The organism is Burkholderia sp. Bp9004 (assembly GCF_003858025.1).
In the GTDB taxonomy this organism is placed as follows: Bacteria; Pseudomonadota; Gammaproteobacteria; order Burkholderiales; family Burkholderiaceae; genus Burkholderia; species Burkholderia diffusa.
In genome coordinates this window covers 149,671-170,591 of the sequence record NZ_QTQD01000012.1, presented here as the reverse complement: position 1 = coordinate 170,591, position 20,921 = coordinate 149,671, and the positions used below count along the sequence as shown (strand labels likewise).

The 20,921-nt window shown below is 68.5% G+C and carries 15 protein-coding genes; 14 read left to right on the top strand and 1 reads right to left on the bottom strand.

Annotated elements, in window-relative coordinates; translation table 11 throughout:
* The first annotated feature begins 51 nt into the window (after window positions 1-51).
* The 14 genes from DIE08_RS16015 (at window position 52) to DIE08_RS15945 (ending at window position 18,772) form a co-directional block, all read left to right on the top strand.
* Window positions 52-1,239 (top strand): MexX/AxyX family multidrug efflux RND transporter periplasmic adaptor subunit, encoded by a 1,188-nt coding sequence (locus DIE08_RS16015; protein ID WP_124902474.1) that lies wholly within the window; start codon window positions 52-54, stop codon window positions 1,237-1,239.
* A gap of 19 nt (window positions 1,240-1,258) precedes the next feature.
* A complete protein-coding gene (locus tag DIE08_RS16010; protein WP_124902473.1) occupies window positions 1,259-4,396 on the top strand; it encodes a multidrug efflux RND transporter permease subunit in 3,138 nt (1,045 codons plus the stop codon).
* Window positions 4,393-5,859 (top strand): efflux transporter outer membrane subunit, encoded by a 1,467-nt coding sequence (locus DIE08_RS16005; protein ID WP_124902472.1) that lies wholly within the window; start codon window positions 4,393-4,395, stop codon window positions 5,857-5,859. The genes DIE08_RS16010 and DIE08_RS16005 overlap by 4 nt, the downstream gene beginning before the upstream one ends.
* 833 nt (window positions 5,860-6,692) lie before the next feature.
* Entirely contained in the window at window positions 6,693-7,205 is a 513-nt protein-coding gene (locus tag DIE08_RS16000) for a fimbrial protein (RefSeq protein WP_124626140.1), read from the top strand.
* A 122-nt stretch (window positions 7,206-7,327) separates the two neighbouring features.
* On the top strand, window positions 7,328-9,781 hold the full coding sequence (locus tag DIE08_RS15995; protein WP_124902483.1) for a fimbria/pilus outer membrane usher protein: 2,454 nt from the start codon (window positions 7,328-7,330) through the stop codon (window positions 9,779-9,781).
* 16 nt (window positions 9,782-9,797) lie between these two features.
* Window positions 9,798-10,544 carry a molecular chaperone gene (locus tag DIE08_RS15990; protein ID WP_124902471.1) on the top strand — a complete coding sequence of 249 codons (747 nt, stop codon included), beginning with the start codon at window positions 9,798-9,800 and terminating at the stop codon, window positions 10,542-10,544.
* Window positions 10,541-11,563, top strand: a complete 1,023-nt coding sequence (locus DIE08_RS15985) for a fimbrial protein (RefSeq protein WP_124902470.1) — start codon at window positions 10,541-10,543, stop codon at window positions 11,561-11,563. Before DIE08_RS15990 ends, DIE08_RS15985 begins: the two co-directional genes overlap by 4 nt.
* Window positions 11,564-11,933: 370 nt before the next feature.
* Entirely contained in the window at window positions 11,934-12,602 is a 669-nt protein-coding gene (locus DIE08_RS15975) for an RNA polymerase factor sigma-70 (RefSeq protein ID WP_124902468.1), read from the top strand.
* A gap of 94 nt (window positions 12,603-12,696) precedes the next feature.
* Window positions 12,697-12,939 carry an MbtH family NRPS accessory protein gene (locus DIE08_RS15970; protein ID WP_059510746.1) on the top strand — a complete coding sequence of 81 codons (243 nt, stop codon included), beginning with the start codon at window positions 12,697-12,699 and terminating at the stop codon, window positions 12,937-12,939.
* Between the two features lie 45 nt (window positions 12,940-12,984).
* Window positions 12,985-14,004: a TauD/TfdA family dioxygenase gene (locus DIE08_RS15965; RefSeq protein WP_124902467.1), complete on the top strand. Its 1,020-nt coding sequence runs from the start codon at window positions 12,985-12,987 to the stop codon at window positions 14,002-14,004.
* The gene (locus DIE08_RS15960; RefSeq protein ID WP_124902466.1) at window positions 13,994-14,845 is read left to right on the top strand and encodes an ABC transporter ATP-binding protein; all 852 of its coding nucleotides are present in this window, start codon (window positions 13,994-13,996) and stop codon (window positions 14,843-14,845) included. The genes DIE08_RS15965 and DIE08_RS15960 overlap by 11 nt, the downstream gene beginning before the upstream one ends.
* Window positions 14,842-16,935: a Fe(3+)-hydroxamate ABC transporter permease FhuB gene (gene fhuB, locus DIE08_RS15955; protein ID WP_124902465.1), complete on the top strand. Its 2,094-nt coding sequence runs from the start codon at window positions 14,842-14,844 to the stop codon at window positions 16,933-16,935. The genes DIE08_RS15960 and fhuB overlap by 4 nt, the downstream gene beginning before the upstream one ends.
* Window positions 16,932-17,732 carry a siderophore-iron reductase FhuF gene (gene fhuF / locus DIE08_RS15950; protein WP_124902464.1) on the top strand — a complete coding sequence of 267 codons (801 nt, stop codon included), beginning with the start codon at window positions 16,932-16,934 and terminating at the stop codon, window positions 17,730-17,732. Before fhuB ends, fhuF begins: the two co-directional genes overlap by 4 nt.
* Window positions 17,733-17,923: 191 nt before the next feature.
* A complete protein-coding gene (locus tag DIE08_RS15945) occupies window positions 17,924-18,772 on the top strand; it encodes an ABC transporter substrate-binding protein (RefSeq protein WP_409360399.1) in 849 nt (282 codons plus the stop codon).
* Window positions 18,773-18,985: 213 nt separating this feature from the next.
* Here DIE08_RS15945 and DIE08_RS15940 read toward each other — a convergent pair whose 3' ends face one another.
* A complete protein-coding gene (locus tag DIE08_RS15940) occupies window positions 18,986-20,731 on the bottom strand; it encodes a cyclic peptide export ABC transporter (protein WP_124902462.1) in 1,746 nt (581 codons plus the stop codon).
* Window positions 20,732-20,921 lie beyond the last annotated feature (190 nt).

The following is a 20,921-nucleotide window of genomic DNA, read 5'->3' as shown; positions in this document are numbered from 1 at the left end:
GCCACCCTGAGCCGCCGCATTGTATCGGCGGCGAACGATCCGAGGTCATACATGAACAACAAACGCTCCCTGCGGCGCCGCCTTCGGCTGGCGCCGTTCGCGCTCGCAGCCACGCTGCTCGTGACCGGATGCGGAAAGGGCGAACAGGACAAGGCGCCGGAGGCCATTCAGCACGCGACGGTCGTCACGGTGCGTCCGACGGCCGTGCCGATGACCGTCGAATTGCCCGGCCGGCTCGACGCGTATCGGCAAGCGCAAGTGCGTGCGCGGGTCGCCGGCATCGTCACCGCGCGGACTTACGAAGAAGGGCAGGAAGTGAAGCAGGGCGCGGTGCTGTTCCGCATCGACCCGGCACCGCTGAAGGCCGCACGCGACGCAGCACAGGGCGCGCTCGCGAAGGCGCAGGCCGCCGCGCTCGCGGCGAGCGACAAGCGCCGCCGTTACGACGACCTGGTGCGCGACCATGCGGTCAGCGAGCGCGATCACACGGAGGCCGTTGCCGACGACGCGCAGGCGAAGGCCGGCGTCGCTTCGGCGAAGGCCGAACTCGCCCGCGCGCAACTGCAGCTCGACTATGCAACCGTCACCGCGCCGATTTCGGGCCGCGCGCGGCGCGCGCTCGTGACCGAAGGTGCGCTCGTCGGCCAGGACCAGGCGACGCCGCTCACGACCGTCGAGCAGCTCGATCCGATCTACGTGAATTTCTCGCAGCCGGCGGCCGACGTCGATGCGTTGCGCCGCGCGGTGAAGAGCGGTCGCGCGACGGGCATCGCGCAGCACGACGTCACGGTGACGCTGTTGCGTGCCGACGGCACCGCGTATCCGCTGAAGGGCAGGCTGCTGTTCAGCGATCTCGCGGTCGACCCGACCACCGATACCGTCGAGATGCGCGCGCTGTTCCCGAATCCCGAACGCGAACTGCTGCCGGGCGCGTACGTGCGGATCGCGCTCGACGCGGCCGTCGACCAGCGCGCGATCCTCGTGCCGCGCGATGCGCTGCTGCGCACGGCCGACCGCACGTCGGTGCGCGTGGTCGGCACGAACGGCAAGGTGAAGGACGTCGAGGTCGTTGCCGACCGGATGAGCGGACGCGAGTGGCGCATCACGCGCGGCCTCGCGGGCGGCGAGCGCGTGATCGTCGACAACGCCGCGCAGTTCGCCCCCGATACCGCCGTCAAGCCCGTCGAGCAGGCAACGCCGACGAAGGCTGCGTCACAGGCGGCCGCCCGTCAAACCTGACCGGTTTACCGAGACCAACATGGCACGTTTCTTCATCGATCGCCCCGTCTTCGCGTGGGTGATCGCACTCTTCATCATGCTCGGCGGCGCGTTCGCGATACGCGCGCTGCCCGTCGCGCAGTACCCGGACATCGCGCCACCCGTCGTCAGCATCTATGCGACGTACCCGGGCGCGTCCGCGCAGGTCGTCGAGGAATCGGTGACCGCGCTGATCGAGCGCGAGATGAACGGCGCGCCGGGGCTGCTGTACACGTCCGCGACGAGCAGCGCCGGCGCCGCGTCGCTGTACCTGACGTTCAAGCAGGGCGTCAACGCCGATCTCGCGGCCGTCGAGGTGCAGAACCGGCTGAAGACCGTCGAGGCGCGGCTGCCCGAGCCCGTGCGGCGCGACGGCATCCAGGTCGAGAAGGCCGCTGACAACATCCAGCTCGTCGTGTCGCTGACGTCGGACGACGGCCGGATGACCGACGTGCAGCTCGGCGAATACGCGTCGGCGAACGTCGTGCAGGCGCTGCGCCGCGTCGACGGCGTCGGCCGCGTGCAGTTCTGGGGCGCCGAATATGCGATGCGGATCTGGCCCGACCCGGTGAAGATGGCCGGGCACGGCCTCACCGCGTCGGATATCTCGTCGGCCGTGCGCGCGCACAACGCGCGCGTGACGATCGGCGACATCGGCCGCGGCGCGGTGCCGGACACCGCGCCGATCGCGGCGACGGTGTTCGCCGACGCGCCGCTGAAGACGCCGGCCGACTTCGGCGCGATCGCGCTGCGCACGCAGCCGGACGGCTCGGCGCTCTACCTGCGCGATGTCGCGCGCGTCGAGTTCGGCGGCAACGACTACAACTATCCGTCGTACGTGAACGGCAAGACCGCGACCGGGATGGGCATCAAGCTCGCGCCGGGCTCCAACGCGGTGGCAACCGAGAAGCGCGTGCGCGCGACGATGGACGCGCTGTCCGCGTACTTCCCGCCGGGCGTGAAATACCAGATCCCGTACGAGACGTCGTCGTTCGTGCGCGTGTCGATGAACAAGGTCGTCACGACGCTGATCGAGGCCGGCGTGCTGGTGTTCCTCGTGATGTTCCTGTTCATGCAGAACCTGCGCGCGACGCTGATCCCGACGCTGGTCGTGCCGGTCGCGCTCGCGGGCACGTTCGGTGTGATGTACGCGGCCGGCTTCTCGATCAACGTGCTGACGATGTTCGGGATGGTGCTCGCGATCGGCATCCTCGTCGACGATGCGATCGTCGTCGTCGAGAACGTCGAGCGGCTGATGGTCGAGGAGGGGCTCGGGCCCTACGACGCGACCGTCAAGGCGATGACGCAGATCAGCGGCGCGATCGTCGGCATCACGGTCGTGCTGACGTCGGTGTTCGTGCCGATGGCGTTCTTCGGCGGCGCGGTGGGCAACATCTACCGGCAGTTCGCGCTCGCGCTCGCGGTATCGATCGGCTTCTCGGCGTTTCTCGCGCTGTCGCTGACGCCCGCGCTGTGCGCGACGCTGCTCAAGCCGGTGTCCGGCGACCATCACGAGAAGCGCGGTTTCTTCGGCTGGTTCAACCGCTTCGTCGCGCGTGCGACGCAGCGCTATGCGACGCGCGTCGGCACGATGCTGAAGAAGCCGGTGCGCTGGCTCGTCGTGTACGGCGCGCTGACCGCGGCGGCCGCGCTGATGCTCACGCAACTGCCGACCGCGTTCGTGCCCGACGAGGACCAGGGCAACTTCATGGTGATGGTGATCCGGCCGCAGGGCACGCCGCTCGCGGAAACGATGCAGAGCGTGCGCGAGGTCGAGTCGTATATCCGCAACGACGAGCCGGCCGCATATACGTTCGCGCTTGGCGGCTTCAACCTATACGGCGAAGGGCCGAACGGCGGGATGATCTTCGTCACGCTGAAGAACTGGAAGGAACGCAAGGCCGGGCGCGATCACGTGCAGGCGATCGTCGCGCGCATCAACGAGCGCTTCGCGGGTGCGGCGAACACCACGGTGTTCGCGATGAACTCGCCGGCGCTGCCCGATCTCGGTTCGACGAGCGGCTTCGACTTCCGGCTGCAGAATCGCAGCGGGCTCGACTACGCCGCGTTTAGTGCCGCGCGCGAGCAACTGCTCGCGGCGGGCGGCAAGGATCCGGCGCTCACCGACCTGATGTTCGCCGGCACGCAGGATGCGCCGCAGCTCAAACTCGACATCGATCGAGCGAAGGCGTCGGCGCTCGGCGTGTCGATGGACGAGATCAACACGACGCTCGCGGTGATGTTCGGCTCCGACTACATCGGCGACTTCATGCACGGCACGCAGGTGCGCCGCGTGATCGTGCAGGCCGACGGGCTGCGCCGGCTCGATCCGGACGACGTGAAGAAGCTGCGCGTGCGCAACGCGCGCGGCGAGATGGTGCCGCTCGCGGCGTTCGCGACGCTGCACTGGACGCTCGGGCCGCCGCAGCTCACGCGCTACAACGGCTATCCGTCGTTCACGATCAACGGCTCGGCCGCGGCCGGCCACAGCAGTGGCGAGGCGATGGCCGCGATCGAGCGGCTCGCCGCGAAGCTGCCGGCCGGCATCGGCCACGCGTGGTCGGGGCAGTCGTTCGAGGAGCGGCTGTCGGGCGCGCAGGCGCCGATGCTGTTCGCGCTGTCGGTGCTCGTCGTGTTCCTCGCGCTCGCGGCGCTCTACGAGAGCTGGTCGATCCCGTTCGCGGTGATGCTGGTCGTGCCGCTCGGCCTGATCGGCGCGGTGCTCGGCGTCACGCTGCGCGCGATGCCGAACGACATCTATTTCAAGGTGGGGCTGATCGCGACGATCGGGTTGTCCGCGAAGAACGCGATCCTGATCGTCGAAGTCGCGAAGGACCTGGTCGCGCAGCGCATGTCGCTCGTCGACGCCGCGCTCGAGGCCGCGCGCCTGCGGCTGCGGCCGATCGTGATGACGTCGCTGGCGTTCGGCGTCGGCGTGCTGCCGCTCGCGTTCGCATCGGGCGCCGCATCGGGCGCGCAGATGGCGATCGGCACCGGCGTGCTCGGCGGCGTGATCACGGCGACGGTGCTCGCGGTGTTTCTCGTCCCGCTGTTTTTCGTGAGCGTCGGTCGCCTGTTCGACGTCGGCCCGCGCCGGCGCGGCGGATCCCAGCCGGCGACGATGGAGGGTTCGCAATGACGTTCTACCTGAAGGCGTGCGCGACGCCGCGCGCTCGGGTCGCGCTGGTCGCCACACTCGCGTTCGCGCTCGCCGGATGCTCGCTCGCACCGCGCTACGAGCGACCCGCCGCGCCGGTGCCGGCCAGCTACACGCCGGTCGATGGCGACACGCAGCCGGCGGTCGAGGCGGCTGCATCCGCCGATGCCGCGCTGCTCGACGACTGGCGCGCGTATTTCACCGATCCTGCGTTGCAGGCGTGGATCGATGCCGCGCTCGCCAACAATCGCGACCTGCGGATCGCGGCCGGCCGGCTCGACGAAGCGCGCGCGCTGTATGGCGTGCAGCGCGCGGACCTGATGCCGTCGGTCGACGCGAGCCTCGGCTACGAACGCACGCGCCAGTACGACCCGGTCGTGCGCGAGAGCGCGGTGAGCGGGCTGTATCGCGCGGGCGTCGGCGTCAGCGCGTACGAGCTCGACCTGTTCGGCCGCGTGCGCAACCTGTCCGATGCGGCGCTCGCCGAGTATTTCGCGACGGCCGACGCGCAGCGCACGGTGCGCATCGGCGTGATTGCCGAAGTCGCCGGCGCGTATGTTTCCGAACGGTCGTTGCGCGAGCAACTGGCGTTGGCGCAGCGCACGCTCGACGCGCGCGAGCGCATCGCCGCGCTCACGCAGCGCCGCTACGCGGCCGGCACGAGCGACGCGATCGAGTTGCGTTCGGCCGAGATGCTGGTCGCGTCCGCGCGTGCGTCGCAGGCCGCGCTGCAGCGCGAACACGCGCAGTCGGTGCGCGCGCTGCAATTGCTCGCCGGCGATTTTGCACGCACCGTGCCGGCCGACGGCACCGCGTTCGACACGCTCGCGATCGCGCCGGTGGCGCCCGGCGCGCCGAGCGCGCTGCTCGAACGGCGGCCGGACATCCGGCAGGCCGAGTCGCGGCTCAAGGCCGCGAACGCGCAGATCGGCGCCGCGCGCGCGGCGTTCTTCCCGCGCATCGCGCTGACGACCGACTACGGTTCGGTCAGCGATGCGTTCTCGAGCCTGTTCGCGGGCGGCACGAGCGTGTGGACGTTCGCGCCGCGCATCACGCTGCCGATCTTTGCGGGCGGCCGCAATCGCGCGAATCTCGACGTCGCGAACGCACGCAAGCACATCGCGGTCGCGGAATACGAGAAGACCGTGCAGACCGCATTCCGCGAAGTGGCCGACGCATTCGCCGCGCGCGACTGGATCGATCGCCAGCTCGCGGCGCAGCAGGACGTCTATGCGGCCGACGGCGCGCGGCTGAAGCTCGCCGAGCGCCGCTATGCGGGCGGCGTCGCGACGTATCTCGAACTGCTCGACGCGCAGCGCAGCACGTACGAGTCGGGGCAGGAGCTGATCCGGCTCAAGGAGCGCAGGCTCGCGAATGCGATTGCGCTGTATCGTGCGCTGGGCGGCGGGTGGGCGCCGGCCACCGCTGGCGAAGCTGCCGCGTGATGTCTTGACCGGGACCGGGCAGGTAGCGGCGGCGCATGGCGATGCGTCGCCGCTACCCCGGTCGGTGTTGCTGCGGTCGGGTCACCGGCCGCGATCGACGACACGCGCATGCGCGCTTCGTCGCGCCTGTTTTTCCTCCACGCAGTCGGGTTGAAGGGCCGCCTTTCACTCGACTCGCATCCCGGCGACCGATTGCGTCGCCGCCGGCCTCCGATCGTGCCGGACTTCCTCCAGTTTCGACTCCATCCAGTGTCGCGAATGTCGTCCCGGCGCACGGCTTTATGCGGCCGCTTTAATTCCGGGTTGACGATTCGATTAATTCACGCATTGCGAATAATCAGGGGCGACGAAGTGTCGCAGTGAAACGTTTGTGCAGATATTGCAATCGTTTGCGCGAAAGTTTCGCGTCGTTGAATATCGCCAGTTAATTTCTTGTTGGTTGAAAATCGTTGAATTGTTTCGTTGTTGTCATGCAACGATGGCGGGATCGGACCGAATTTTGTCGGCTCACATCCGGTATCTGGGAAGTCCCTGCCCAGCAAAGAGAAGCCGGTATATTTCAATCGATAAAACGAATTTTCTTTAATTTTCAGTCGGTTCCGAAAAATAGAAAAGGACTGCGGAAGAAAATGTCGTAATTGAGAATTGGCAGGAAGGAATGGGGTTTAAAAATGCGTAAAACAAAGATTGTCATTGAGATTTGACAATGATTTACAAAATTCTTTCACTCCTATCTCGATAATGCCGCCTCGTGACGGACGGGAGCCAACCACACGCTGCCTTTTGTATCCGCCACGTCGTCCATTCCCTTTGCAATTCTCATGGAAAACGTCATGAAAAAAACCCTCCTGAGCGCGGTCGCACTCGCAGCCCTGTCCACCTCGGCCTTCGCAGCGGGCACCGGCACGATCAACTTCACGGGCGAGATCGTCGCGGGCGCATGCGGCATCGATTCGAACTCCGTCAACCAGACCGTGCAGCTCGGCAAGGTGCCGACCAACAAGTTCAAGCAAGCCGGCGACAAGTCGGACGCGGTGTCGTTCGACATCAAGCTGACGGACTGCGACACCAGCATCGCGCAGAACGCGTACTTCACGTTCACGGGCACGTCGAGCGCGGGCCAGCCGAAGCTGCTCGCCACGATCGGTTCGGCAACCAACGTCGGCATCCGCCTGCAGGCCGCGTCGGGCGAATACCTCGACAACGGCGCCGAACAGAAGGCGCCGACCCTGCTGCAAAACGGCACCAACACCGCACGCTTCGCGGCAATGTACGAAGCCACGGCCGCCGGCGTGACGCCGGGTACGGCCGACGGCGTCGCGAACTTCACGGTCCGCTACCAGTAAGCGGCCGTACCGGAGAAGGGGTGTCCGCACCCTTTCTCCGGCTTCCTTTCCTTCACGTCACTACTTCCCCGGATTTCCGGTAGCGCCGCGTGCGAATCAGACATTCCTTCCTTTGCGTCTCCGTGCTGGTGGTCGGCAGCCAGAGCCATGCGACGGAATTCAATTCGTCGTTCCTCGACATCGACGGCACGAACAACGTCGACCTGTCGCAGTTCTCGCAGCCCGACTTCACGCTGCCGGGCGAATACATGCTCGACGTGCAGGTCAACGACCTGTTCTACGGGCTGCAGGCGATCCAGTTCATCGCGCTCGACGCATCCGGCGCGGGCAAGCCGTGCCTGCCGCCGGAACTCGTCGCGCGGTTCGGGCTGAAACCATCGCTCGCGAAGGACCTGCCGCGCTTTCAGGGCGGACGTTGCGTCGATCTCGGCGCGATCGAGGGCGCGACCGTGCGCTACCTGAAGAGCGACGGACGGCTGAAGATCACGATTCCGCAGGCCGCGCTCGAATTCACCGATTCGACGTACCTGCCGCCGTCGAGCTGGTCCGACGGGATTCCGGGCGCGATGCTCGACTATCGCGTGATCGCGAACACGAACCGCAACTTCGGTTCGGGCGGCGGACAGACGAATTCGGTCCAGGCCTACGGAACGATCGGCGCGAACTGGGATGCGTGGCGCTTTCGCGGCGACTACCAGGTGCAGTCGAACGTGGGCAACACGGCGTATGCGGACCGCACGTTCCGCTTCAGCCGGCTTTATGCGTTTCGCGCGCTACCGTCGATCCAGTCGACGGTGACGTTCGGCGACGACTACCTGAGCTCGGACATTTTCGACACGTTCGCGCTGACCGGCGCATCGATCCGCAGCGACGACCGGATGCTGCCGCCTTCGCTGCGCGGCTATGCGCCGCTGATCTCGGGCGTCGCGCGCACCAACGCGACCGTGACCGTGTCGCAGGCGGGCCGCGTGCTGTACGTGACGCGCGTGTCGCCCGGCGCGTTCGCGCTGCAGAACATCAATACGAGCGTGCAGGGCACGCTCGACGTCACGGTCGACGAGGAAGACGGCAGCGTGCAGCGCTTCCAGGTGACGACGGCCGCCGTGCCGTTCCTCGCGCGCACCGGACAACTGCGCTACAAGGCTGCCGTCGGCAAGCCACGGCAGTTCGGCGGCGCCGGCATCACGCCGTTCTTCGGGTTCGGCGAAGCCGCCTACGGGTTGCCGTTCGACATCACGCTGTACGGCGGCTTCATCGCCGCATCGGGCTATACGTCGATCGCGCTCGGTGTCGGCCGCGATTTCGGCACGTTCGGCGCGGTGTCGGCCGACGTCACGCACGCGCGCGCGCGGCTGTGGTGGAACGGCGCGACGCGCAACGGCAACTCGTACCGTATCAACTATTCGAAGCACTTCGACTGGCTCGATGCGGACGTGCGCTTCTTCGGCTATCGCTTCTCCGAGCGCGAGTACACCAACTTCGCACAGTTCTCCGGCGACCCGACCGCGTATGGCCTCGCCAACAGCAAGCAGCGCTACTCGGCGACGATGTCGAAGCGCTTCGGCGACACGTCGACCTATTTCTCGTACGACCAGACGACCTACTGGGCGCGCTCGTCCGAGCAGCGCGTGGGTCTCACGCTGACGCGCGCGTTCTCGGTCGGCGCACTGCGCAACCTGAACGTCAGCGTGTCCGCGTTCCGCACACAGAGCGCGGGCGCGAGCGGCAACCAGTTCTCGGTGACCGCGACGCTGCCGATCGGCGGCCGCCACACCGTCACGTCGAACCTGACGACGGGCAGCGGCAGCACGAGCGTGAACGCGGGCTACATCTACGACGATCCGGACGGCCGCACCTACCAGATCAATGCGGGCGCGACCGACGGCCGTGCGTCGGCGAACGCGAGCTTCCGCCAGCGCACGTCGACCTACCAGCTGAGCGCGCAGGCGTCGACGCTCGCCAACGCGTACGCGGCCGCGTCGCTCGAAGTCGACGGCTCGCTCGTCGCGACGCAGTACGGCGTGTCCGCGCATGCGAACGGCAACGCGGGCGATACGCGCCTGCTGGTATCGACCGACGGCGTGCCCGACGTGCCGCTGTCCGGCACGCTCACGCATACCGACTCGCGCGGCTATGCGGTGCTCGACGGGATCTCGCCGTACAACGTGTACGACGCGACAGTCAACGTCGAGAAACTGCCGCTCGAGGTGCAGGTGTCGAACCCGATCCAGCGCATGGTGCTGACCGACGGCGCGATCGGCTTCGTGAAGTTCTCCACCGCGCGCGGCAGCAACCTGTACCTGACGCTGACCGATGCGGCCGGCAAGCCGGTGCCGTTCGGCGCATCCGTGCAGGACGCGGCGAACGGCAAGGAGCTCGGCATCGTCGGCGAAGCCGGCGCCGCGTTCCTGACCCAGGTGCAGCCGAGATCCGCGCTCGTGGTGCGTGCAGGCGAACGCACGCTGTGCGCGGTGAATGCACTGCCCAACCAGCTTCAACTCGAAGGCACGCCGATTCCGGTGACGTGCCAGACGCCCGGCGAGCCGCATGCAACGGCCGCACGGACCGAACGATGATTTGACGGATCCAGCGATGAACCACGCTTTCTCTCTTTTCTTCCCGCGCCGCGCATCGTGCATGCTGGCCGTGGCCAGCGCGCTGCTCGCCGGCGTCGCGCATGCGGCGATCGTGCCGGACCGCACGCGCGTGATCTTCAACGAAGGCGAACCGGCCGCGATCGTCACCATCACGAACAAGAGCACGACGTATCCGTATCTCGTGCAATCGTGGCTCGAGGACACGCGAGGCAACAAGATCACGTCGCCGCTGATGGTCGTGCCGCCGCTGCAGCGCGTCGAGGCGAACGAGCGCAACGTGCTGCGCATCGCGAAGCTGCCGGGCACCGAACTGCCGGCCGATCGCGAATCGGTGTTCTACCTGAACATCCGCGAAGTGCCGCCGAAGACCGATACGCCGAACACGCTGCAGATCGCGCTGCATACGCAGATGAAGCTGTTCTACCGGCCGAAGGGCGTGCAGCCCGCGCGCGACGAGGACTGGACGCTGCCGATGACGCTGCGCGTCGACGCGGGGGCGCACAAGCTCGTGTTCGACAATCCGACGCCGTATCACATCACGATCGTCGACGTGGCTTCGGGTGCGCAGAAGACGCATGTGCCGCTGGACCCGGTGATGGTGAGCCCGATGAGCACGGCCGACGTGCCGTTCAAGGCCGCGACGCCGTCGACGTTGTTCGTTACGCACGTGGACGACTACGGCGGCCAGGTGGCGGTCGAGTATGCGTGTGAGGCCGGTGCCTGCAAGAGCGTGAAGAAATGAGCGGCGGGATGCGCGAACGGCGGTTGCCGGCGGCGTGGCTGCGCTGGCTCGTGCTGGGATTGCTGGTCGCGGCCGCGCAGCCGGCGTGGGCGCTAAGATGCCTGACGAACAGCGGTGCGACCTCGCTGACCGAGCCGATCGGCGGTGTCGCGTCGTATCCGACCGACGCGCCGGACGGATACGTGATCTGGGTGTCGCCGGTCCGCACCACGTCAGGGTATTGCTACAAGGACCTCGGCGATGCAGGCAGCCTGAAAGTCGTCGACAACATCTATTTCTACGCGAACCCGAATCGCACGAACCCGGCGGCGTGGGGGCTGGAGATCGGCATCCGCTACAAGGGAATTGACTATTTCGACAAGACGAGTAATCGCGGCGGAGGGGTGTTTACCGGCTATTCGGTGCCTCCGTGCAGCAAGTACGACTTCGATCGCGGACGTTGCGAGCAGACCCGTATCAGCATCGACTACCAGGTCGTCGTGCGCAAGAAGGGCAACTGGGTCCAGCCACCGAGCGATATCTACACGGTATTCCAGTTCGACGGCGAGTTCGGGCTGAATGCATACAACCAGAGCTTCCAGTACCGCCTGAGCGGCCTGCGCAACCTCAAGCCGACGCCGTGCTTCGTCGACGTGCTCGTGACGCCCGAACCGGGCATCGTCAATTTCGGACAGGTGCAGGCCGTGGGCAACGGCTTCATGCCGGCGGTGCCGCGCAAGCGGTTCTCGTTGTCGTTGACCAAGAAATGCAACGTCGCGGTACGCGTCGACGGATATTTCGAAACGAGCTATCCGGTTCAGAACGGCTTGCTGGTGCCGGCGAAGGACAGCAATTTCGGTATCGGCATCGAGGACAGCCAGGGCAAGGCCATTCCGTTCAACCAACAGTTCAACCTCGCTCAGTTTCCGTCCAACGTCATGAACCAGAGCGTATTGATGGACGCGGTGCTGAAGTCGTTCGGGCCGCCGAAGATCGGGCGGTTCGATGCGACTGCAACGATCCGGCTGTTCATCTACTGACGCGAGCCGCGCGAGCGCGGCTCGACGCACCGCACGCACCTCACGTGAAAGCGCCGGCATGCCGGCGCTTTTTTCCAGGCTCGCGGCGCGCCGCTCAAAGCACCCGGGCGACACACCTTGTGATGGCGATGCACGAAGTCGCACACGTGGCGCGGATGTGCTTCGGCGGTGGCCGGCACGAGCCGTGCGACGGTGGCGGAGGCGTCTTCGTCGAGATCCTGTCGTTCGGCCTGTCCCGTTCGTCAAAACACCGAATCCGTCAATTAATCAGACAAATCCCGACAACCGAAAGGGTCATCTCGTAATCGGATTGAGAATGATTTGCGTTTACGTTAAATTGCGCTATCTCGGAATTTGACGGAGCAGATCGATGGCTATGGCGGAAGTGCTCGAACGACCGGCAGCGGCAACGGCGAACCCGTTCCTCGGCAGTTATCCGGACCTGCCGTCGCGTCCCGCGCCGCGGGCGCGCCGTACCGTCGAGCCGCATGCGCAGGGCGCGCTGCTCGACGTGCTGATCGCCCATCGCGCGATGCTCGTCAACGTCGCGCGCGGCTTCGTCGGTTGTGCGAGCCGCGCCGAGGACGTCGTGCACGACGTGTTCGTGAAGCTCGTCGAATTCCCGAACCAGGACGCGGTGCGCCAGCCGATCGCATACGTGACGCGGATGGTGCGCAATGCGTCGATCGATGCGTGCCGCCGGCAAAGCCTCGAGAACGTCTATCACACGGAAGAGGACGACGGCTTCGACGTGCCGTCGCCGGAACCGACGCCCGAGGCCGCGCTGATGACGCGCGACACGCTGCGCCGCGTGTGGGCCGCGCTCGACGACCTGCCGGCGCGCAGCCGCGTGGCGTTCGAGATGGTGCGGCTGCGCGAGGAGACGCTGCAGACCGCGGCGCGCGCGTTGAACGTGTCGCAGACACTCGTGCATTTCATGGTGCGCGACGCGGAGCGGCACTGCGCGGAATGCCTCGAGGCGTGCCATCGCGGTGACGCGTGCCCGGTGTTTCTCGGCGGCCGCGCGCGGCGCCGGTAAAAAATCGCGCCGGCCAATCGTCTTCAAGACAGGAGCGGCCGATCCGACAGTTCGCCGCTTCGCCTCCTTCAACCGCCTCCCGCTTTTTTCGATCATGACGCAAGCCACGACGCCTTCCGCCGACACCGACGACCTCGTCTACACGGTCGTCATCAACGACGAAGAACAGTATTCGATCTGGCCGACGTTCCGGCCCGTGCCGGCCGGGTGGCGCGAGGTCGGCGTGCGCGGCCCGAAAGCCGACTGCCTCGCGCACATCGAGACCGTCTGGACCGACATGCGCCCCGCGAGCCTGCGCCGCGCGATGGACGGCGATCGCGCAACGCGCGCGTCGTGACCCGCTGCGCCGCGTGTGCGGCGCGCCACCTGAAGAGGACGTTGCATGACCCTGCTTTCGTTGCCGACGCTCGACGACCTGCGTATCGAGCCGGGGCTGCCCACCGTCGTGTCGCCGCGCGGCGCCGACGGCATGTCGATCGACGAGATCGCGCCGCTCGCGCATGCGATCGCGGCCGACACGCTCGAACGGGCGGGCGGTGTGCTGTTCACGGGCTTTCACGTGCCGTCGATCGACGCGTTCCAGCAGTTCGCGGCGTCGTTCGGCGATCCGCTGATCGGCTATGAATACGCGTCGACGCCGCGCAGCCAGGTCGAAGGCGCCGTCTACACGTCGACCGAATACCCGCCGCATCGCGCGATTCCGCTGCACAACGAGCAGTCGTACACGCGCGAGTGGCCGCTGCGGATCTGGTTCCATTGCGCGCTCGCGGCGCCGAAAGGCGGTGCGACGCCGATCGCGGACAGCCGCGCCGTCTATCGCGCGCTCGATCCGGCGCTGGTCGCGCGCTTCGAGCAGCGCGAACTGCTGTACGTGCGCAACTTCGGCCAGGGGCTCGACCTGCCGTGGCAGCAGTCGTTCGGCACCGACGAGCCGGCCGAGGTCGAGCGGATGTGCGCGGCGCGCGGCATCGAATGCACATGGCGCACGGACGACGACGGCGAACTGCTGCTGCGCACGCGCGAACGCTGCCAGGCTGTCGCACGCCATCCGCGCACGGGCGAGCGCGTGTGGTTCAACCAGGCGAACCTGTTTCACCTGTCGGCGCTCGACGACGACATGCAGGAAGCGCTCGTCGACGCGGTCGGGCTCGAGAACGTGCCGCGCAACGTGTATTACGGCGACGGCGCGCCGCTTGAGGCCGACGCGCTCGCGGAAATCCGCGGCGTGCTCGATCGCCAGCGCATCGTGTTCCCGTGGCGCACGGGCGACGTGCTGATGCTCGACAACATGCTGACCGCGCACGCACGCGACCCGTTCGAAGGGCCGCGCAAGGTGGTCGTCGCGATGGCGCAAAGTTATACGGTCCCGCGCGCGGCCGAACGGAGGACCGATGACGCGTAGTACCGCCGCGCTGGCCGCGCGCGGATTGACGGTGGGTTATCGCGACCATGTCGTGATCGACGGGCTGGACCTGTCGATCGCGGCCGGCCGCGTGACGGCGCTGTGCGGCCCGAACGGCTGCGGCAAGAGCACGTTGTTGCGCACGCTCGCGGGCCTGCAGCCCGCGCGTGCGGGCCGCATCGACGTGAACGGCAAGCCGCTCGCGTCGTTTCGCCGTCGCGCGCTCGCGCGCGAGCTCACGATGCTCGCGCAGTTCAACCAGATTCCGTCGGGGCTGACCGTGCGCGAGCTGGTCGCGTACGGCCGCTACGCGTATGGCGGTTTCCTGCGTGGGCTGTCGCGCGCCGACCATGCGGCGATCGACGAGGCGCTCGAGACGAGCGGCCTGGCCAGCGACGCCGGGCGTGACGTCGGCGCGCTGTCGGGCGGCGAGCGGCAGCGCGCGTGGATCGCGATGGCGCTTGCGCAGCAGGCGTCGATCGTGCTGCTCGACGAGCCGACGACCTATCTCGACATCCATCATCAGCTCGACATCCTCGACGCGCTGCGCGCACTGAACCGCGCGCGCGGGCTGACGATCGTGTGGGTCCTGCATGACCTGAACCAGGCAGCCGCGTTCAGCGACGACATCGTGCTGATGCGTGCCGGTCGCCTTGTCGCGCAGGGCTCGCCCGACGCGATGCTGGAACCGGCGCGGCTGCGCGCGGCGTTCGGCGTCGACATGCTGAAGCTCGCGCATCCGCAGACGGGCGCGCCGATGTGCGTGCCGGCATACGGGCCGCCGGCATCCGGCACGGCGGACGGGTTCGATCGCGCCGTTCACCGGGATATCGCCGTATGACGACGTTCGCGATGCGCAAGCGGCTCGCGGCGAGCGGGCAGGGCGCGGCATCCGGCGGCCGTGCCGGCGCGCTCGCGCTCGGCCTCGTCGTGCTGATCGCGGTGCTGGCGGTGCTGCGCATCGCTCCAGACCTTCGCGCGTGGTGGAGCGCGATGCCGGGCAGCGACGCTGCCGCGCTCGCGGGCGTGTTCCTGTTCGACCTCAACCTGCCGCGTGTCGCGGCCGCGCTCGTCGCGGGCGGCTGCCTCGGCATCGCGGGCGCGCTGTTCCAGTCGCTCACGCGCAACCCGCTCGCATCGCCCGACCTGCTCGGCGTGACGGGCGGCGCCCAGCTCGGCCTGCTCGCGGCGATGCTGGTGCCGGCGCTCGCCGGTGTCGCGTCGGTGCCGCTGCTGTTCGTCTGCGGGCTGATCGCCGCCGCGTGCGCGATCGTCGCGGCCGGCGGCTGGCGCGCGACGCCGCTGCGGCTCGTGCTTGCGGGCAGTGTGTGCATGCTGCTGTTCGCGGCACTGTCGACGCTCGTGCTCGCATTCTTCGAGCAGAACATCGCGGGCGCGGCGCTGTGGACCAACGGCAGTCTTTATCAACCCGGCGCGACCGGGCTCGCGCTTGCCGCGCGCTGGCTCGTCGTGCCGTTGCTCGCGCTGCCGTTCGTGATCCGGCCGCTGAATCCGCTCGCGCTCGGCGACGAGGCGGCAGCCGCGGCCGGCGTACGCGTCGACGCAGCGCGGCTCGCGGCGACGATCGTCGCGGTCGCGTTCACGAGCGTGGCCGTCAGCATCGCGGGCCCGCTGTCGTACGTGGGGCTCGTCGCGCCGAACCTGGTGCGCCAGGTGCGCGGCGCACGCGCGGGCCGGCTCGGCGTGCTGGTGCCGCTGTCGGCGCTCGCGGGTGGCGCGCTCGTGCTCGTCACCGACAGTGCGGTGCTCGCGTCGGGTCTCGACGCGACGCTGTCGACCGGCGTCGCGATCGCGCTCATCGGCACGCCGCTGATGCTCGCGATGATCCGGCGCGGCGCTGCTTGGTCGGGCGTGCTGCATGCTCAAGCCGAACGCGCGGGCGGCAGCGGGTCGACGCGGGTGGTCGCCTGGCTCGAGGAGCTCGGCTGGCCGCTGCGCACCGCGCTGTTCGTCGCGGCCGGCGTGCTCGTCGTATTCGCCGGCGTGTCGGCCGGCCCCGAATGGCTGTCGCCGGCACGCTGGTCCGCCGCGCTGTCGGGTCACGATGCCGTCGCGCGAATGCTGATCGACCTGCGCATGCCGCGGCTGCTGTGCGCGCTCCTCGCGGGTGCGCTGCTCGCCGTGAGCGGCGTCGCGATGCAGAGCGTCGTGCGCAACCCGCTCGCCGGCCCCGAAGTGCTCGGCGTCACGCAGGGCGCGGGGCTCGTCACGCTGTTCGCGTTGTCGACGTGGCCGCTGATGGGGCACGTGACGCTCGCCGTGGCCGCGTTGAGCGGCGGTGCGCTGTCGCTCGCGATCACGCTCGCGCTGAATCACCGGCACCGTTATGCACCGCTCGCGGTCGCGCTGACCGGCATCGTGATCGGTGCGTTGTGGACCACGCTCGCGCAATGGCTGATCACGCAGGAAAGCGTGCAGCCCGCGCGCTTCGTCGTGTGGCTCGTCGGCGGCACCTACGGCCGCGGCTGGGGCGAGGTGTCGATGCTGCTGCCGTGGTGCGTGCTCGCGATCCCCGTGTTCGCCTGGCTCGCGCGGCCGCTCGACATGCTCGCGCTCGGCGACGACCAGGCGGCCGCGCTCGGCCTGCCGGTCGCCGCGCTGCGGCCGCTCGCGTTGACGATCGCGACGCTCGCCGCGTGCGCGGCCGTCGCGGCGGTCGGGCCGGTCGGCTTCATCGGACTGATGGCGCCGCACGTCGCGACGATGCTCGGCGCGCGCCGGCACCGCACGCGGCTGTGGCTCGCGGCCGCATGCGGCGCGCTGATCCTCGGGTGTGCCGACCTGGCCGCCCGCACGGTCGTCGCGCAGCGCGAAGTGCCCGCCGGCGTGCTGACCGCGCTGATCGGCGCGCCGTATCTGCTCGGGCTGCTGATCCTCGAGGGGCGCCGCGCGCGGCGCGCGGGGCGATGACACCAGCGCTCGACGGTGCACGCGCCACACGCTTCTCCGCGTTCGCCCCCGAACCGTTCACCGGCCATCTCGACGCGGTGTGGCTCGGGATGCCCGATGACGCGCACGCGCCGGGCCGGATCATCGTGCCGGTCGGCGCGCTGCCCGATCATCGCGATGCGCTGCTCGATGCGATGGTCCGCCACTACGGCGGCGATCCCGCGCTGCATGCGCGCGCGCTGATGTCGCAATGGAGCAAATACTATTTCGGCCGCGCGGCGCCGGCCGGCGTCGTCGCCGCGCTGACGCTCGGCCGGCCGCTCGACATGACGCCGGACCGCACGTTCGTCGCGCTCGACGACGGGATGCCGGCCGCGCTGTATTTCGCGCCGGACGCGCTCGGCGCGCCGTGCATCGCGCCCGCGCCGCGCTATGCGGGGCTCGTCGCGCATCTCGGCGCGGTGATCGGCCTGCTCGCGGCGATGGGCCGCGTCACGCCGCGCGTGCTGTGGAGCAACGCGGGCAACCTGCTCGACTATCTGCTCGACACGTACCGTTCGCTGCCGTGCGCGGCCGATCCCGCTCGCGATGCCGACTGGCTGTTCGGCGCGTCCTGCGTCGAAGGTGAGCCGAATCCGCTGCGCCTGCCGGTACGCGACGCCGTGCCGCGCTCGCCGCTGCTGCCGACGCCGTTTCGCGCGCGCCGCGTGTGCTGCCTGCGCTATGAAATTCCTGGAGAAACGCAACTGTGTGGAAGCTGCCCCCTGCTATTGACGATGGACGACGCGGCGCTGGCCGAGCAGGATGCGATCCGGTGACTCCGGCACCGCATGCCGGCCGCCGCCATGCGCTTGCCGCACTGGCCGCGTTCGGCGCTGCTTGCTGCGGCGCGCATGCGGCGCCGGCCGCCGCGGTCGCGAACGACGCGCAGGGCGGGCAGGGCAGCACGCTTTCGCAATCGGGCCGCTCGCTCGCCGGCAACCCCGTCGTATCGCAGGCGAGCGCGACGATGCCGGTGCAGCCGCAACGTGTGGTCGCGCTCGACTTCATGTTCGCGGAGAGTGTGATCGCGCTCGACATCGTGCCGGTCGGCATGGCCGATACCACGTTCTATCCGGGCTGGCTCGGCTACGAGAGCGACCGGCTCGCCCGTGTGACCGACATCGGCTCGCGTCAGGAGCCGGGGCTCGAGGCGATCGCCGCGGTGAAGCCCGACCTCATCCTCGGCGTCGGCTTCCGGCATGCGCCGATCTTCGCCGCGCTCGACCGGATCGCGCCGACGATCCTGTTCCAGTTCAGCCCGAACGTGTCGGAAGGCGGCGTGCTCGTCACGCAGCTCGACTGGATGCGCCGGATCTTCCGGACGATTGGTACCGTGACCGGACGCGACGCGCGGGCGAAGGCGGTCGAAGCACAACTCGACGCGGGGATCGCGCGCAATGCATCGCGGCTCAAGGCCGCGGGCCGCGGCGGCGATCGCATCGCACTGCTGCAGGATCTCGGGCTGCCCGACCGCTACTGGGCGTATACCGGCAACAGCACGTCGGCGGGCCTCGCGCGCGCGCTCGGGCTCGACCCGTGGCCGAAGAAGCCGACGCGGGAAGGCACGCTTTACGTGACATCCGCCGATCTGCTCCGGCAACGCGATCTCGCCGTGCTGTTCGTCACCGCGACGGGGATGGACGTGCCGCTGTCGTCGAAACTCGACTCGCCGGTGTGGCGTTTCGTGCCCGCGCTGCGCGAACGCAGGATCGCGCTCGTCGAACGGAACATCTGGGGATTCGGCGGTCCGATGTCGGCGCTGAAGCTGGCCGACGTGATGACCGATACGATGCTGAAGCTGCCGGCCGTGCGCTGAGCGAGCGAATCGTCGTTGCGGGCAGGGGAAGCGCGTGGCCGAGCGCCGCGTAGTTGTTCGCGTGTCGCGGCGTCCCGATGGCGTCACCTGTACATCAGTATGCCGAACGATATTTCCTTTCGGCTTTTCCAGTCCTATACGCTCCGCCGAGCCGAAAACCGGCCGCCTGCGCGCTGCATTCGCCGCGCGCAGGCGGCCGGTGTTCACGCGTGCCTACGCGCTCAGCGCATCGGCACCGTCCCGTGCGCGTGACCGCGCGGGCGTCGTGTCGCTGACGATCTGCCCGTTGTCGAGCTTCAGCAACCGATCGGCGAGATCGAAATAGCGGTCGTCGTGCGTAATCACGATCACGGCCTTGCCGCGCGCGCGCAGCTCGGGCAGCAGTTGCTCGTAGAACACCGCCTTGAACGACGGATCCTGGTCGGCCGCCCATTCGTCGAACAGGTAGAACGGACGGTCCTCCAGATACGCGACGACGAGCGCGAGCCGCTTGCGCTGCCCGGTCGACAGCGCGCGGTTCGAGAACGCGCCGTCGATGACCTTCACCTTGTGATCGAGCGCGAGCTTCGCGACCAGCGCGTTCGCGCGCGCATCGGCCTGTGCGCGCGCCGGATCGTCGGGGTCGACGATGCCGAGCAGCGCATCGAACAGATGGAAATCGTTGAACACCGCGCTGAAGCGCTGCCGGTACGCAGCACGCTCGCGCCAGCCGATCGTCCGGCCGTCGACCTCGATCGCGCCTTCCTCCGGCTCGTAGAGGCCCGTCAGCACCTTCGCGAGCGTCGTCTTGCCGCTGCCGTTGCCGCCGACGATGAACACGAGCTCACCCGGCCGGATCGTCAGGTCGATCGGCCCGATCCGGAACATCCGTTCGTCACGCTCGTGGAAATACGCGTGCGTGACGCCGCGCAGCGTGACGGCGCCGGCGGGCGGTACGTCGGGGGCGTCGCTGGCGGGCGGCACCGTGCGCAGCGCGCCGAATTCGGCCATCACGCTCTCGATGCGCCCGAGCGACACGCGCGCCGCATTGACGGTCGGCAGGTTGTTCAGCAGTCCGTCGAGCGGCACAAGCATGAACAGGAACACGACGACGTAGCCGGCCGCCGTACCTGCATCGGCATGCACGCCCAGCTGCGGCCAGAACGCGGCCGCGCCGAGGAACACGTAGAACAGGAAGATGATCCAGCCGACGCCGACCGCATACGCGCTGAACGCGCGGCGGCGGTGGTCGCGCACTTCGCCGATCGCCGCGCCGAGCTGGCCGTCGACGAACTGGCGCGCGCGCGCGTCGTGCAGCTTCAGCTCCTTCGCGCCGGAGAACAGCGAGCCGAGATAGCCGAACAGGCGATCCTGCGCCTGGCCGGCCGCCTCGAGCGACGCGATCGCACGGCGATCGCCGGTGTGATAGCCGAGCGAGCCCGCGACGATCGCGGTCAGCGCGAGCAGGCACACGGGCCACGACAGCCACGCGAGATAGCCGAGGCAACCGAACACGATCGAGCCGTGCATCACCAGGTTCGGCAGTGCGAAGAACAGCATCGACACGTTGGTCGCGTCGTCGGTCAGCACCGACTGCACGGGCGCCGCGCCGATCCGCTCGATGTCGCGCAGCTCGGCCGCGCCGACGCGCCGTGCGAGATGCACGCGCAGGCGCGCCATCGTGTCCTGCGACAGCCGGGCGAACAGCGTGCCCGACACGATGCGCGTGACGAGCGCGATCACCGCGCACAGCGCGAAGCGCCACGCGAGCGACACGTCGGCCGCGCCGGGCGTCGCGAGCGCGCGGTTCAGCGTCGCGACGAGCAGCACGCTCGCGACGCCATTGAGCACGCATGCGACGAGCGCCAGCGCGAGCGACGCGCGGCTTTCGCGCAGCAGCGCGAGGATCAGGCGGGCCGCGGGGCGGCCGGGGGAGGCGTCGAGGGACGGCGGGGAAGAGGGCTCGTGGGCGGCGGTCATCGGCAACATCGGTAAATGATGGGCAGGCAAATCCTGCGGAAACGGCGGGATTGATGCGAAAGCAGCGCGCGGGACGGGCCAGCCGCGGCTTTCCTCCCTGATAGACGAACGGGCCGCGCAAATATTTAGCCATGCCTTCAAAAAATGCATCCATTCCGGCTTTGCGCGCAAAACGGTAAAAAATCGGCCG